Origin of the sequence: Micromonospora sp. NPDC092111 (assembly GCF_044755745.1) — a bacterium.
Lineage (GTDB): Bacteria > Actinomycetota > Actinomycetes > Mycobacteriales > Micromonosporaceae > Micromonospora.
This window is the reverse complement of sequence record NZ_JBIVRQ010000003.1, coordinates 38,985-52,562: the sequence shown is the minus strand read 5'-3', so window position 1 is coordinate 52,562 and position 13,578 is coordinate 38,985. Positions and strand designations below refer to the sequence as shown.

At 73.1% G+C, this 13,578-nt stretch carries 13 protein-coding genes and 1 tRNA gene; 3 read left to right on the top strand and 11 right to left on the bottom strand.

What is annotated here, in order from left to right; genetic code table 11:
• Window positions 1-3: 3 nt before the first annotated feature.
• Entirely contained in the window at window positions 4-525 is a 522-nt protein-coding gene (locus ACIQG9_RS08770; RefSeq protein ID WP_400399404.1) for a DinB family protein, read from the bottom strand.
• 82 nt (window positions 526-607) lie between these two features.
• Here ACIQG9_RS08770 and ACIQG9_RS08765 point away from each other — a divergent pair, with 82 nt between their 5' ends.
• Entirely contained in the window at window positions 608-805 is a 198-nt protein-coding gene (locus ACIQG9_RS08765) for a hypothetical protein (protein ID WP_400399402.1), read from the top strand.
• Window positions 806-905: 100 nt separating this feature from the next.
• Here ACIQG9_RS08765 and ACIQG9_RS08760 read toward each other — a convergent pair whose 3' ends face one another.
• Together ACIQG9_RS08760 and ACIQG9_RS08755 are read right to left on the bottom strand one after the other, a co-directional pair.
• Window positions 906-2,054: a polysaccharide pyruvyl transferase family protein gene (locus ACIQG9_RS08760; RefSeq protein WP_400399400.1), complete on the bottom strand. Its 1,149-nt coding sequence runs from the start codon at window positions 2,052-2,054 to the stop codon at window positions 906-908.
• A gap of 80 nt (window positions 2,055-2,134) precedes the next feature.
• Window positions 2,135-2,707: a TetR/AcrR family transcriptional regulator gene (locus tag ACIQG9_RS08755; RefSeq protein ID WP_400399398.1), complete on the bottom strand. Its 573-nt coding sequence runs from the start codon at window positions 2,705-2,707 to the stop codon at window positions 2,135-2,137.
• 77 nt (window positions 2,708-2,784) lie between these two features.
• On the opposite strand from ACIQG9_RS08755, the gene ACIQG9_RS08750 reads away from it, so the two are divergent.
• On the top strand, window positions 2,785-3,363 hold the full coding sequence (locus ACIQG9_RS08750) for a dihydrofolate reductase family protein (protein ID WP_400399396.1): 579 nt from the start codon (window positions 2,785-2,787) through the stop codon (window positions 3,361-3,363).
• 95 nt (window positions 3,364-3,458) lie between these two features.
• Here the strand turns inward: ACIQG9_RS08750 and ACIQG9_RS08745 are convergent, their stop codons facing one another.
• From ACIQG9_RS08745 to ACIQG9_RS08715, 7 genes are all read right to left on the bottom strand, one after another.
• Entirely contained in the window at window positions 3,459-4,256 is a 798-nt protein-coding gene (locus tag ACIQG9_RS08745; RefSeq protein ID WP_400399394.1) for an alpha/beta fold hydrolase, read from the bottom strand.
• Window positions 4,257-4,384: 128 nt separating this feature from the next.
• Window positions 4,385-4,456, bottom strand: a tRNA-Val gene (locus ACIQG9_RS08740).
• A gap of 84 nt (window positions 4,457-4,540) precedes the next feature.
• Entirely contained in the window at window positions 4,541-5,008 is a 468-nt protein-coding gene (locus tag ACIQG9_RS08735) for a peroxiredoxin (protein WP_400399392.1), read from the bottom strand.
• 80 nt (window positions 5,009-5,088) lie between these two features.
• Window positions 5,089-5,526 (bottom strand): DUF3052 domain-containing protein, encoded by a 438-nt coding sequence (locus ACIQG9_RS08730; protein WP_400399390.1) that lies wholly within the window; start codon window positions 5,524-5,526, stop codon window positions 5,089-5,091.
• A 112-nt stretch (window positions 5,527-5,638) separates the two neighbouring features.
• Complete coding sequence (locus ACIQG9_RS08725; RefSeq protein WP_400399388.1) at window positions 5,639-8,392, bottom strand: thiamine pyrophosphate-dependent enzyme; 2,754 nt, start codon at window positions 8,390-8,392, stop codon at window positions 5,639-5,641.
• Window positions 8,393-8,443: 51 nt separating this feature from the next.
• Window positions 8,444-8,914 carry a MarR family winged helix-turn-helix transcriptional regulator gene (locus ACIQG9_RS08720; protein ID WP_400399386.1) on the bottom strand — a complete coding sequence of 157 codons (471 nt, stop codon included), beginning with the start codon at window positions 8,912-8,914 and terminating at the stop codon, window positions 8,444-8,446.
• A 266-nt stretch (window positions 8,915-9,180) separates the two neighbouring features.
• Window positions 9,181-9,585, bottom strand: coding sequence for a YjbQ family protein (locus ACIQG9_RS08715; RefSeq protein WP_400399384.1), 405 nt, complete (start codon window positions 9,583-9,585; stop codon window positions 9,181-9,183).
• Window positions 9,586-9,934: 349 nt separating this feature from the next.
• On the opposite strand from ACIQG9_RS08715, the gene aceE reads away from it, so the two are divergent.
• A complete protein-coding gene (gene aceE, locus ACIQG9_RS08710; protein ID WP_400399382.1) occupies window positions 9,935-12,673 on the top strand; it encodes a pyruvate dehydrogenase (acetyl-transferring), homodimeric type in 2,739 nt (912 codons plus the stop codon).
• A 363-nt stretch (window positions 12,674-13,036) separates the two neighbouring features.
• On the opposite strand, the gene ACIQG9_RS08705 is transcribed toward aceE, so the two are convergent.
• On the bottom strand, window positions 13,037-13,483 hold the full coding sequence (locus ACIQG9_RS08705) for an SRPBCC family protein (protein ID WP_400399380.1): 447 nt from the start codon (window positions 13,481-13,483) through the stop codon (window positions 13,037-13,039).
• Between the last annotated feature and the right edge of the window lie 95 nt (window positions 13,484-13,578).

Below are 13,578 nucleotides of genomic sequence, written 5' to 3'. Positions count from 1 at the left end.
GGGTCAGACGGTGCCGGTGGCGCCGTCGGTCAGCTCGCGGAGGATGTCGGCGTGGCCCGCGTGCCGGGCGGTCTCCTCGATCATGTGCACCAGGATCCAGCGCACCGACACCTCGCCGAGCTGCGGCTGCGGGACGACGTGGTCCAGGGGGAACCGGGCGGCCAGCTCGCGGGAGCGCGCGCAGGCCCGCTCGTATGCGTCGGCGAGCGCGTCGACCGTCGCCCCGGCCGGCACGGCGAAGCTGACCGCGGCGTCCTCCTCGGTGGTCGGGAAGACCTCGCCGGGGGTGGGGTCGAGCAGGGTCGGGAACCAGTTCCGCTCGACCAGGGTGAGGTGCTGGAGGATGCCGGCCAGGGTGGTCGCCGACGGCACCAGCCGGCGGTTCGCGTCGGCGTCGGTCAGGCCGCGTGCCTTGCGCAGCACGACGGCACGGTGGAAGTCGAGGAACGCGTCGAGCACGGCCCGCTCGTCGCCGATGCGGGCCAGCACCGGCCCGAGTGTCATGTCGATCCGGATCTCCGCCATCACCGGACGATAACCGCCGCCGGGGCGGCCCGCTGTCCCGGCAAACCCTGCGGCCCAGCGGTCGCCGGGGCAGGATGGGCGCATGGCATCAACGGCGCGGATCCCGCTGGCGGACGGCCCGGCTGACGGCGAGACGGTCGACGTCGAGCTGGACAGCAACGAACGCCCGCCGCTGACCCATCACCACCTCGGCCCGGACGGGCTGGCCGGCGCCCACATCTACGAGCTGGAGTCGATGGGCGACCGGTGGCGCTACCGCTGGCGGGGGCCGGCGGTCTGACCGGTCGCCGGGCGGCACGGGCGGGGTCGCCGGGGGTCCCGCCCGGCGGTGGACGCGGGTCGGCACGGGAGCAGCGCGCTGCCGGCCGGGCCGGGCGCGGTCAGACGGCCATCCGGGCCAGCGAGTGGGTGCGCAGGCTCTCCAGCACGGCACGGGTGACCTGGGAGGTGCCGCGCGCCTGGTCGCAGACCTCGGCGACCCGCCGGGCGGTGGCCTCCTTACGGGCCTCCCGCTCGTCCCAGAGCCGGTCGACCTCCGCCAGCAGCGGGCCCTCCACCTCGCGTTCCACCCCGCGCAGCGCCGGCACGCCGAGCCGCTGGGCCAGGTCGAAGACCTTTCCCGCGTACGGCAGCGGCAGGAACGGCGTGCCCACCATCGCCGCGAAGATCAGGAAGTGCAGGCGCATGCCGACCGCCAGGTCGAAGTGCTTCATCAGGCCGAGCACCTGCCGGGGCGAGTAGTCGCCGTGCAGGATCCGGCCCCGGTCGGCGGCGATCATGTGGGACAGCACCCCGTGCGAGTGCCGGATGTCGTCGCGCTCCATCGGCACGAAGAGCACGTGCGCGTCGATCCGGTGCACCAGGAAGTCACCGATCTGGGCGATCAGCCGGTGGTAGCCGTCGACGTCGAGCCGCTCGGCGGCCCGCCCCGGCTCGCGGACGCTCAACCCGACCAGGCGTTTGCCGGCGGGCACCCCCTCCTCGCGCAGCAGCCGGGCGGGGAAGTCCTCCGGCTCCAGCAGGAACGCCGGGTCGGCGGTGACGGTGATCGGGTTGAGCAGCCCGGCCTCCTCCAGCACCATCCGGGACTCCTGGTCCCGGACGGTGACCTCGGTGGCCCCGGCCAGGGTCTCCCGGACCATGCCGGTGTCCACCGCGTCGGTGAGCGGCCCGACGCCGACCGCGTACGTCAGCAGGGGCAGCCCGCGTTCCTGGGCGACCCGGACCACCCGCAGGTAGCGGCGGGCCTCCTTGTCGTACAGGATGCCGCCGCCGCCGAGGATGAGCAGGTCGAGCTGGGCCAGCACCTCGGCCGAGTCGACCCGGCTGACGCCCTCCCAGGGCACCGCCTCGACGTCGGGGTGGGCCAGCGCGGTGTGCGCCGGGTTGCGGGAGAAGACGATGATCCGGGCGTTCGGCTCCTGGCTGCGCAGGTCGGCCAGGAGGCCGCTGAGGATCGCCTCGTCGCCCAGGTTCCGACCGCCGTACGAGCCGAGCACCCCGATGGTCAAGCCGGTGGGACCCCTCATCCGTCACTCCTCCCGGGTACGTTCGGCGCGGATTCCCGCTGCGGGCGGGGACATACCTGCGCCGGGCCGGGGTGGCCGGGTCAGGCGTCGGCAACCAGCCGGGACACCAGGGCGGAGACCACCCGATCGGGGTCGAACCCGGCGTCGACGGAGGTGGTGAGCAGGTCCAGCAGGAGGCCGTCGACGGCGTAGTGCAGCAGCGCCACCTCGAACGCCCCGCCGGGCAGCCCGGCCGCGACGTGGAAGGCGACGTCGTCGCGGTAGCCCCGGCGCAGCGTGTCGCCGAGGATCCGGGCCAGGCCGGGCCGGCGGACCGCCTCCAGCCGCAGCTCGATCAACGCCCGGGTCAGCTCCGGCTGGGCGGTGGTGCGCGCGACGACGTAGCGGACGTAGTCGGTGAACAGCGCCGGGGAGGGCTTGCGGGCGGCCAGCTCGGCGAGCTGCCGCTCGTCCGGGGCGAACCGCTCCATGATCCGCTCGCCGAGGGCGCCGAGCAGGGCGTCCCGGGAGCGGAAGTAGTTCGACGCGGTGCCGGTCGGCACGCCGGCCTCGGCGTCGACCGCGCGGTGGGTGAGCCCGCGCGCCCCGGTCGCCGCCAGCACCCGCAACCCCGCGTCGGCCAGCGTCGCCCGCCGTTCCACGTTCCTCGCCATGGAAACACCCTAGCGCAGACCACGACAGGTGTTGTAGTTTGCCAACCACGACAACAGTAGTGACCAAGGGAGACGATTTGCGCAAGCTCGTGTACTACGTCGCCAGCACCCTCGACGGCTTCATCGCCGCCCCCGACGGGTCGTACGACTTCCTCCCGTTGGCACCCGACGTGGCCGCACACCTGGTGGCCGAGTGGCCCCAGACGTTCCCCGGCTTCGCCCACGGCCCGCTCGGCATCGACCGGCCGCAGGGCCGGTTCGACGCGATGGTGATGGGCCGGGCCAGCTACGACCCGGCGCTGCGGGTCGGCGTCGCCAGCCCCTACCCGCACCTGAGGCAGTACGTCTTCTCCCGCACGCTGCCGGCGGAGGAGCACCCGGAGGTCGAGATCGTGGCCACCGACCCGGTCGAGTTCGTCCGCGACCTCAAACACCGGCCGGGCGCGGACATCTGGCTCTGCGGCGGCGGGCAGCTCGCCGGGCAACTCCTGCCCGAGGTCGACGAGCTGGTGGTCAAGCTGCACCCGGTCGTGGCCGGCACCGGCGTCCCGCTCGCCGCCCGGGGGTTCGACCCGGACCGGTTCGTCCTGACCGGCACCACCCCGTTCGGCAGCGGGCTGGTCCTGCTCCAGTACGCCCGGCCGGTGACCGGCTGATCCGGTTGCCCGCCGGCCCCGCACCGCAGCCGGGCGGCGGGCGTTCGTCCGCGACCGCGAATCGGCGCCGACGGGCGAGGTGCCCGCGGGCCGGCTCAGGCGGGTGAGCGGACCTCGTGGGTGAGGAACGGCAGGACGGCGGCGGGCAGGGCCGGCGAGGCGACGATGTCGTAGTGGGTGAGGCCGGGCAGCACCGCGAGCCGGGACGCCGGCCGGTCGCTGCCGTCCCAGCCCGCGTCGCGGTGACCGCCGCCGCGCAGCCCGAAGAGTTCCGCCATGTGGGTGACCGGGATCGAGTCGGCGTCGGCGAAGACCAGCATGGTCGGTACGGCGAGGGCGGCCACCTCCGCCGACCAGTCGTACTCGCGACGCAGCAGGTCCCCGGTCTTGGCCCAGAGCGCCGGCCAGTCCTCGGGCCGGGGGGCGATCCGCTCGTAGAGCTGGTGCGGGGGCGTGCCGCGCATCTGCTCGCCTACCCGCTCGTCCTGGGTGGCCATCGCGGCCAGCACCTCCGGGTACCAGCCCTGCCGCTTGCCCGGGGTGGAGACCAGCACCAGCCGGTGGACCAGCTCCGGGTGCTGGATCGCGGTACGCAGCGCGACCCCGCCGCCGAGCGAGTAGCCCAGCACGTCCGCCTGGGGCAGGTCGAGGTGCCGCAGCAGCGCGGCGACGTCGTCGGCCATCGACTCGTAGCGCAGTGGACGGTCCACGTCGGCGGTCCGGCCGTGGCCCTGTAGGTCCACCGCGATCACCCGACGGCGCCCGGCCAGCGCGGGCAGGATCGGCGCGAACATCTCCACCGCGCCGTAGCCGCCGTGCAGCAGCACCAGCGGCGGCCCGTCGCCGTGCTCCTCGTACCAGAGCCGTAGCCCGTTGACGTCCGCGTAGCTCACCGGTGTCTCCCCTGCGTCGTGTCCCGTGGGTGTCGTACGTACAACGACGGGCGGGCCGATCTCTCATCGGTGACCGGTGACCGGGCGGAGGGTGGCGGCCGGGGCGGCCTGCCGGTGGTGGTGCAGGGTGGGCGCGGCAGGTTTCGAACCTGCGACCCCCCGCTTGTAAGGCGGGTGCTCTCCCACTGAGCTACGCGCCCGGAACGCCCGTGCGAGCGGGCCGGAGGCTGGCAAGCTTACCTGCCGGCCACCGGCCCGGTCGAACGGTGTGGCCCCGGTCAGGGTCAGGCGGCGACCACGTCGGCGAGGGCCTTGCGCCAGCCCTGCTGGTCGCGCGCCTCGCCCGGCATGTTCATCTCGGCGAACCGGACGACACCGGCCCGGTCGATGACGAACGTGCCCCGGTTGGCGATGCCGGCGACCTCGTTGAAGACGCCGTACGCCTGGGCGACCGCGCCGTGCGGCCAGAAGTCGGCCAGCAGCGGGAACTGGTAGCCCTCCTTCTCGGCCCAGATCTTGTGGGCGTAGACCGAGTCGACACTGACGGTGAGCACCTGGACGTCGTCGTTGACGTAGTCGTTGAGGTTGTCCCGCACCTCGCAGAGCTCGCCCTGGCAGATGCCGGTGAAGGCGAGCGGGTAGAAGACCAGCAGCACGGTGCGGCTGCCCCGGAAGTCCGAGAGCCGGACCTCCTGGTTGTTCTGGTCCTTGAGCACGAAGTCGGGCGCCTCGGCACCAACCTCGATCGGCATGCGAACTCCTTGGGTCGAGTCTGAGGTGGGTTCAGCCTGCCACACCCGGTGGGGGTGCCACCGGGTGTGGGATTGCTCCGCTACTTCCTGCCCTTCGACCCGCGACGCAGCACGAGCCGGGCGCCGCTCCAGTCCCGGCCGGCGTTGACGGTCGAGGTCTGCTGGAGGCCGGCGGTCTGGGCCGACTCGGCGACCTCGCTCGGCTCGACGTGTCCGTCACGCCCGGCCTTCGGGGTCAGCAGCCACACGACACCGGCGTCGGCCAGCGGGCCGAGGGCGTCGACGAGGAGTTCGAAGAGATCACCGTCGCCGTCCCGGTACCAGACCAGCACCGCGTCGACCACCTCGTCGGTGTCCTCGTCGACCAGCTCTCCACAGCGGTCGGTCAGGGCGTCCCGGAGATCCTGGTCGACGTCCTCGTCGTACCCCATCTCCATGACGACCATGCCCGGTTCGATCCCGAACCGGTCCGCCAGGCTGCGTACCCCGTCGGCGGCCTGACCAGCGGTCGCGCTCACTGTCGCGTGCCTCCTCATCTCATCCCTGCCCGGCGGCGTCGGGCGACGCCGTCAGGCAAAGTCCACACAGTTGCGGTCCCCCGCGCAAGTGGCGCACCGGGTGAACCGGAATTTACCGTGCCAGCAGCGTACGGGCACCCTGGGTAATGGCGTTCTCGGAGACCAGGACATGACGGGCCGCCGGACCTAATGGTACAAACGAGTCAACTCCTGCTACTCGCCGCGCCGCTCCCACATATCCGGCATCGACCAGCGCCGCGATGATCCCCTCGCCGACCCCGCCGGAACGTCGCGTCTCGTCCACGACCAGCACCCGGCCGGTCGCCGACGCCTCCCGGATGATGTCCGCCACCGGCAGCGGGGCCAGCCAGCGCAGGTCCACCACCCGGGTGCCGATCCCCTCGTCGGCGAGGGTCGCCGCCGCCCGCAGCGACATCCGCACTCCGTTACCGAAGGTGAGGATGGTGACGTCCTCGGCCGAGCCGACGCCGTACACCCGGGCCCGGCCGATCGGCACGTGGCCCGCCGCCCAGGCGCCCGGCTCGGCGTACGCCCCCAGCCACTCGTTGTCGCCCGGCTCGTAGAGGTCCCGGGTGTGGTAGAGCGCGATCGGCTCCAGGAAGACCGCGACCGTGCCGTCCACCGCCGCGGCGGCCAGGCAGGTCCGCAGCAGGGGCGCGGCGTCGTCCGGCCGCGCCGGCACCGCGACCACCAGGCCCGGCACGTCCCGCAGTACGGCCACCGAGTTGTCGTTGTGGAAGTGCCCGCCGAACCCCTCCTGGTACGCCAGTCCGGGCACCCGCACCACCATCGGGTTACGGAACGCCCCCTGGGAGAAGAACTGCATGGTGGCCGCCTCGCCCCGCAGTTGGTCCTCGGCGTTGTGCAGGTACGCCAGGTACTGGATCTCCGGCACCGGCAGCATCCCGGCCAGCCCGGCGCCCAGCCCCAGGCCCAGCACCGAGGTCTCGTCCAGCAGGGTGTCGAAGACCCGGGCCGCGCCGAACCGCTCCCGCAGCCCCTTGGTCACCCCGTACACCCCGCCCTTGGCGGCGACGTCCTCGCCGAAGACCGCCATGCCGGGGTGGGTGAGCATCCCGTCCGCGAGCGCCGCGTTGATGCTCTGCGCCAGGGTGAGCGGGCCGGCCAGCTCGGGCGGCTTGCCGCCGAACACCTCCGCCCGGACGCCCGCCGCCGGCCCGGCGGCGCGGGCCGCCGCCTGCGCCACCGCCGTGGACACCCGCAGCGGCCGGCGGGGCGCCAGCGGGGCCACCACGTCGGCCGGCGCCGTCAACTTCGGCTCGTCCAGGACCTCCTCGGCGGTCCGACGGACCTGCCAGCCACGCTCGTCGTACCGGGCCAGCAGCTCCTCCCCGGCGGCCACCCCGGCCTCGACGAGCAGCCGGGCGGTGGCCAGCACCGGATCGCGCGCCTCGTCGGCGGCGATCTCGGCGACGCTGCGGTACGCCGTCTCGGCGTCCGCTCCGGCGTGCCCCAGCAGCCGTACCGTGCGCAGGTGCAGCACGGCCGGGCGGCGGTGCCGGCGCACCCAGGCGGCGGCCTCGACGGCCACCCGGTGGGTGGCGACCGGGTCGGCGCCGTCGGCGGTGAAGTAACGCACCCCGGGCCGGCCCCGCAGCGCCCGTTCGACCCAGCCCTCCGGCGACCGGACGCTGATGCCGAGGCCGTTGTCCTCGCAGACGAAGAGCACCGGGATACGCAGGCCGGCGTGGTCGTACCAGCCGGCGGTGTTGAACGCGGCGGTGGCGCTGGCGTGGTTGACCGAGGCGTCGCCGAACGAGCAGACCACGATGGCGTCCCGGGGCCACGGCGAGCGGAGCGGGCCGTCGCCGTCGTCGTCGCGCCGGCCGGCGGCGTCGATCCGGCGCAGCCGCTCCACGGCCAGCCCCAACCCGACCGCCCGGGGCAGGTGCGAGGCGATGGTGGAGGTGGTCGGCACGACGGCCAGGTCGGCGCGGCCGAAGACCTTGTGCCGGCCCCCGGCGATCGGCTCCCGGGCCGAGGCGACCATCCCGCGCAGCACGTCCCGGGCCGCCGCCGCGTACGCGTCCTGCCGCACGTCGGCCGGCTCCGGCGGGACAACGGGCGGGACGGCACCCGTGACAGCCGGGCTGGCGGCGGACCCGGACCCGGACTCGGCTGCGGAGGCCGCGTTCTCGGCGGGCGGGCGGAGCGGCACCGGCTCGGTGGTCCCGTCGATTCCCACCTGGTACGCGACCGCGACGACCGGGGCGGGAGCCGCGGCCGGCGGCGCGTCGGGGCGCCCGGGGTCGGCCGTCGCGCCCACCGGCTCGGCACGCGGTTCGCCGGCGGCACCGCCGTCCGGATCGCCGCCCGTCGAGGACCCGGCGTCGTCCGGGTCCTCGGCCGTCGAGAAGCCGCCGTCGTCCGGATCCTCGGCCGTCGAGAAGCCGGGGTCGTCCGGGTCCTCGGCCGTCGCGGGGGTGCCGTCGGCCGGGTCGCCGTCGGCGGTCGCCCCGTCGGCCGGGGTGTCCCCGCCCGGGAACTCACCGGCGGCCTGCGCGGCGCGCAGGCAGTAGAAGGCCCCGGAGCGGTAGTGCAGCAGCGCGGGGTCGGTGGGCCGCAACGCGGCGGCGACCGCCGCGTTGGCCTCGTGCCCGGCCGAGCCGATGGTGTAGAAGCCCTCGTCGAAGCTGCGCAGCCAGCGGCCGGCCAGGTCGAGCTGGCGGCTGGTGATCTGGGCGTCGAAGAGGGCGAGTAGCTGACGCCCGGTCAACGCGGCCCCGGCACGTACCGGTCGCGCCGGGTCACGCCGCTGCTCGGGCTCGGGCAACGCGCCCAGGGTCTCCCGGAACCGGTCGTCGAGATCTTGCGGGGTGGTCACGCGATCAGCATTACCGACGGAGGCCAGCGTCGCACAGTCAGACACGGCCCCTCAGTCCTGCCCGCACCTTTCGGGACAGCCCCCGTCGGAGACCTTCCAGACCAACTCGCGCAGGGCGGACAACTCGTCGGTGGTCAGCCCCGCCAGCAACCGGGAAGCCGACATGACCTGGTGGACCCGGTCCCGCACCCGGCGACCCTCGGCGGTGACCAGCAGCGCCTTCTGCCGCCGGTCGGCCGGATCGACCCGGCGGACCACCAGCCCGGCCAGCTCCAGCTTGTCGACCAGGGCGGTCACGTTGGACCGGTCGCATCCCAACTGCTCGGCGAGGTCCCGGCCGGGCGACGGGCGGTCCGGGTCCAACTCGTGCAGCGCGCGGGCCGCCGCCGGGGTGAGCCCCAGCTCGGCCACCGCGACCTCCTGGTCGTGCCGGATCGCGTCGGCGACGTGCAGGAGCCGGCGCACCGTCTCGCCGGTCAACCCGGCACGGTCGCCCAGGCCCGGCCCGGCACCCTGCGTCATTCCCCGATCGTACGCATGGTCCACGTTGACCAGCTCCGCCGTCGGGTGCCTCACCGGACGCGTTCGTCCGGTCGCGGTGCGGCGGGAGATCGCCGCCGACGGGCGCTTCCGGCGGGCCGAACCTGACCGAACGCTTCGTCACCTGGGCGAGGGCCCGCGACTGACCATCCTCCCACCCGGACGAGGAGGGCCCCCGTACCGCTGGCGGCAACCAGGAGCACCGGGCCCTTCCCACCTGACCGGGTACCGACACCGGGCCGGGCGGGTCAGCCGGGCAGGAAGGAGAAGCGGACCTGGCGGGACGGGTTGTCGCCGTTGGGGTCGACCAGGCAGAACGACTGCCAGGTGCCGAGCTGGAGCCGCCCGCCGAGCACCGGCAGCGTCGCGTACGGCGGGACGAAGGCGGGCAGCACGTGGTCCCGCCCGTGGCCCGGCGACCCGTGCCGGTGCCGCCACCGGTCGTCGGCGGGGAGCAGGTCGTCGAGTGCCCGCAGCAGGTCGTCGTCGGAGCCGGCGCCGGTCTCGATGATCGCCAGGCCGGCGGTGGCGTGCGGCACGAAGACGTGCAGCAGGCCGTCGCCCTGCCCGGAGACGAACCGCTCGGCCTCGGCCGTGATGTCCAGGACGGTGGGGCGGGAGCCGGTCCGGACGGTGATCACCTCACTGCGCATACGGCGCATTCTGCCGCACCGGGTCAGCTACCGCCGCCGCTGTCACCACCACCGGAGCCGCTGTCACCGGGCCAGCCCCCACCGGAACCGTCGGACCCGACGTCACCGGTCGGCCCGGTGGCGGAGTAGCCGGCCGGTCATCAGCGCGCCGAGCAGCGCCAGCCACCACCGCATGGCAGGAGGGTAGGAGGGCCGCGCAAGGGACGTCGACCGGCGCAACAGGGCGCGAAGTTACTGGTGGGTACCTGTGTTGAGCGTCGCGTCGGGGGGACCTAGGCGTGACGACGGGTGCCACCAGGGGGCAGGATGGCGGCAGAGACCTATCCCACACACAACCGAGGGAACGCCTGTGGCTACGGAACGCAAGCGCCCGGTGATCACCGCTGGTCTGCCGAGCCAGCTTCCGGACATCGACCCTGAAGAGACCGGCGAATGGGTCGAGTCGCTCGACGGTGTCATCGACGAACGCGGGACCAAGCGCGCCCGCTACGTCATGCTGCGCCTGCTCGAGCGGGCCCGCGAGCGCCAGGTCGGGGTCCCGTCCCTGACCACCACCGACTACATCAACACCATCCCGCCGGAGCGCGAACCGTGGTTCCCGGGTGACGAGCACATCGAGCGGCGGATCCGGGCGTACGTCCGGTGGAACGCCGCCATGCTGGTGCACCGGGCGCAGCGCCCGGAGATCGGCGTCGGCGGGCACATCTCCACCTTCGCCAGCTCCGCCTCCCTCTACGAGGTGGGCTTCAACCACTTCTTCCGGGGCAAGAACCACCCGGGTGGCGGCGACCACATCTTCTACCAGGGCCACGCCTCCCCCGGCATGTACGCGCGGGCGTTCCTGGAGGGCCGGCTCAGCGAGGACCAGCTCGACGGGTTCCGCCAGGAGCTGTCCCACCCGGGCGGCGGGCTGCCGTCGTACCCGCACCCCCGGCTGATGCCGGACTTCTGGGAGTTCCCCACCGTCTCGATGGGGCTCGGCGGCCTGAACGCCATCTACCAGGCCCGGTTCAACCGCTACCTCCAGCACCGGGGCATCAAGGACACCTCCCAGCAGCACGTCTGGGCGTTCCTCGGCGACGGCGAGATGGACGAGCCGGAGACCCTGGGCGCGATCGGGGTGGCCGCCCGCGAGGAGCTGGACAACCTCACCTTCGTGATCAACTGCAACCTCCAGCGGCTGGACGGCCCGGTCCGGGGCAACGGCAAGGTCATGCAGGAGCTGGAGGCGTTCTTCCGGGGCGCCGGCTGGAACGTCATCAAGGTGGTCTGGGGCCGGGAGTGGGACCCGCTGCTCGCCGCGGACACCGACGGCGCGCTGGTCAACCTGATGAACACCACCCCCGACGGTGACTACCAGACCTACAAGGCGGAGTCCGGGGCGTACGTCCGGGAGCACTTCTTCGGCCGCGACCAGCGGACCCGCAAGATGGTCGATGACCTGTCCGACGACGAGATCTGGAACCTCAAGCGGGGCGGCCACGACTACCGCAAGCTCTACGCGGCCTACAAGGCGGCGAGCGAGCACACCGGGCAGCCGACGGTCATCCTGGCCAAGACCATCAAGGGTTGGACGCTCGGCTCGCACTTCGAGGCCCGCAACGCCACCCACCAGATGAAGAAGCTGACGCTGGACGACCTGAAGCTCTTCCGCGACCGGCTCTACCTGGACATCCCGGACAAAGTCCTGGAGGACAACCCCTACCTGCCGCCGTACATCTCGCCGGGTGAGTCCTCCGACGAGATGGCGTACCTCAAGGAGCGGCGTCAGCAGCTCGGCGGCTACCTGCCGTCCCGGCGGACCAGCTTCAAGTCGCTGGCCATCCCCGGCCCGGAGCGGTTCGCCGACGTCAAGCGCGGCTCGGGCAAGCAGAAGGTGGCCACCACGATGGCCTTCGTCCGCCTGCTCAAGGACATCATGAAGGACAAGGAGTTCGGCAAGCGCTGGGTGCCGATCATCCCGGACGAGGCGCGCACCTTCGGCCTGGACTCCATCTTCCCGACCGCCAAGATCTACTCGCCGCACGGCCAGCGGTACACCTCGGTCGACCGGGACCTGTTCCTGTCGTACAAGGAGTCGACCGCCGGGCAGATCCTGCACGAGGGGATCAACGAGGCCGGCTCGGTCGCCTCGTTCACCGCCGCCGGCACGTCGTACGCCACCCACGACGAGCCGATGATCCCGATGTACATCTTCTACTCGATGTTCGGGTTCCAGCGCACCGGCGACGGGTTCTGGGCGGCGGCCGACCAGATGGCCCGGGGCTTCGTGCTCGGCGCCACCGCCGGCCGGACCACGCTCAACGGCGAGGGGCTCCAGCACGAGGACGGCCACTCGATGCTGATCGCCGCCACCAACCCGGCGGTGGTCGCGTACGACCCGGCGTTCGCGTTCGAGATCGCGCACATCGTGGAGAACGGCCTGCACCGGATGTACGGCGCGGTGCAGGAGAACATCTTCTACTACCTGACCATCTACAACGAGCCGATCCACCAGCCGGCCGAGCCGGCCGGGGTGGACGTCGAGGGCCTGGTCAAGGGCATCTACCGGTACGCGGCGGCCCCGCAGGTCGACGGTCCGAAGGCGAACATCCTGGCCTCCGGCACCGGCATGCAGTGGGCGCTGAAGGCGCAGCAGTTGCTCGCCCAGGACTGGGGCGTGGCCGCCGACGTCTGGTCGGTCACCTCCTGGACGGAGCTGCGCCGCGACGCGGTGGAGTGCGAGGAGCACAACCTGCTCAACCCCGGCGCCGAGCAGCGGGTGCCGTACATCCAGCAGAAGCTGGCCGACGCCGACGGGCCGAAGGTCGCGGTCAGCGACTGGATGCGCGCGGTACCGGACCTGATCGCCCGCTGGGTACCCGGTGACTACACCTCGCTCGGCACCGACGGCTTCGGCATGTCGGACACCCGGCACGCGCTGCGCCGGCACTTCAACGTCGACGCCGAGTCGGTGACGGTCGCGGCGCTGCGGCAGCTCGCGCTGCGCGGCGCGGTGCCGGCCACCGTCCCGGCCGAGGCCGCCAAGAAGTACGCCATCGACGACGTCAACGCCGCCCCGGTCGGCGAGACCGGCGGCGACAGCTAGTCCCCGCGTACGACGAAGGGCCCGGTGCATTCCGCATTCCGCACCGGGCCCTTCGTCGCACCCCCCTCAGTAACGCCCCTCCCGGCCGCGCCTTCTCCGCCGCGTCCCTCCCCGCCACGCCCCGGCCCAACCACTCCGGAAGCGCAAGATCGCGCTCGATCCTGGATGTAGTGGCCTCGACGCGTCCGGATGCCACTACATCCAGGAAGCAGCACGATCTTGATGCGGGGCGCACGCGGGACGGCGGTGTCACCTACCCGGCCAGCCACCGGGCGGGCAGGAGAACGGGCCGGCGGTGGCCCGGCGTCCCTGGCGGGGAGCCGGGCCACCGCCGCGCGGGTGGCGCCGTGGGACGTGGCCCGGTCAGCCGACGGCGGCCAGATCGGTGAGCCGGGCCAGCGAGTCCTCCAGGTCGGCGCCGACCCGCCGCAGTCCGAGGCGCAGCAGGGCGCCCTTGACCGGACCGGCCGGCCAGCGGACCACGATGAGCCGGACGATCGTGCCGCCCTCCTCCTCGTCGGGAGTGAGCTGCACGTAGATCTCGGTGCGCGCCTCGGCCCGGGCGCCGGCCCCCTTGGCGCGTTCGCGCCAGCCGATCAGGTTGGGCTCCTGGTAGGCGATCACCTCGGCCTCGTGCGCCGCGCCGCGCCCGGCCTGGACCCGTTGTCGCCGCCCGAAGCCCTCCCCCGAGAGGACCTCGGCCGCCCGGACGCCCGCCAGCCAGGCCGGCAACTGCTCGGCCCGCTGTACGACGTCCCAGACGGCTTCCACCGGCGCCACCACGTGCGCACTGCGTTCCACGAGGATCATTTCTGTCTTCCCCCACTGAGGACATCCGCGATATTCCGCACTCTATGCGCTAAATCGGACTTACCAGGACGTGTTTGGTTAAGACACGCCGAAAA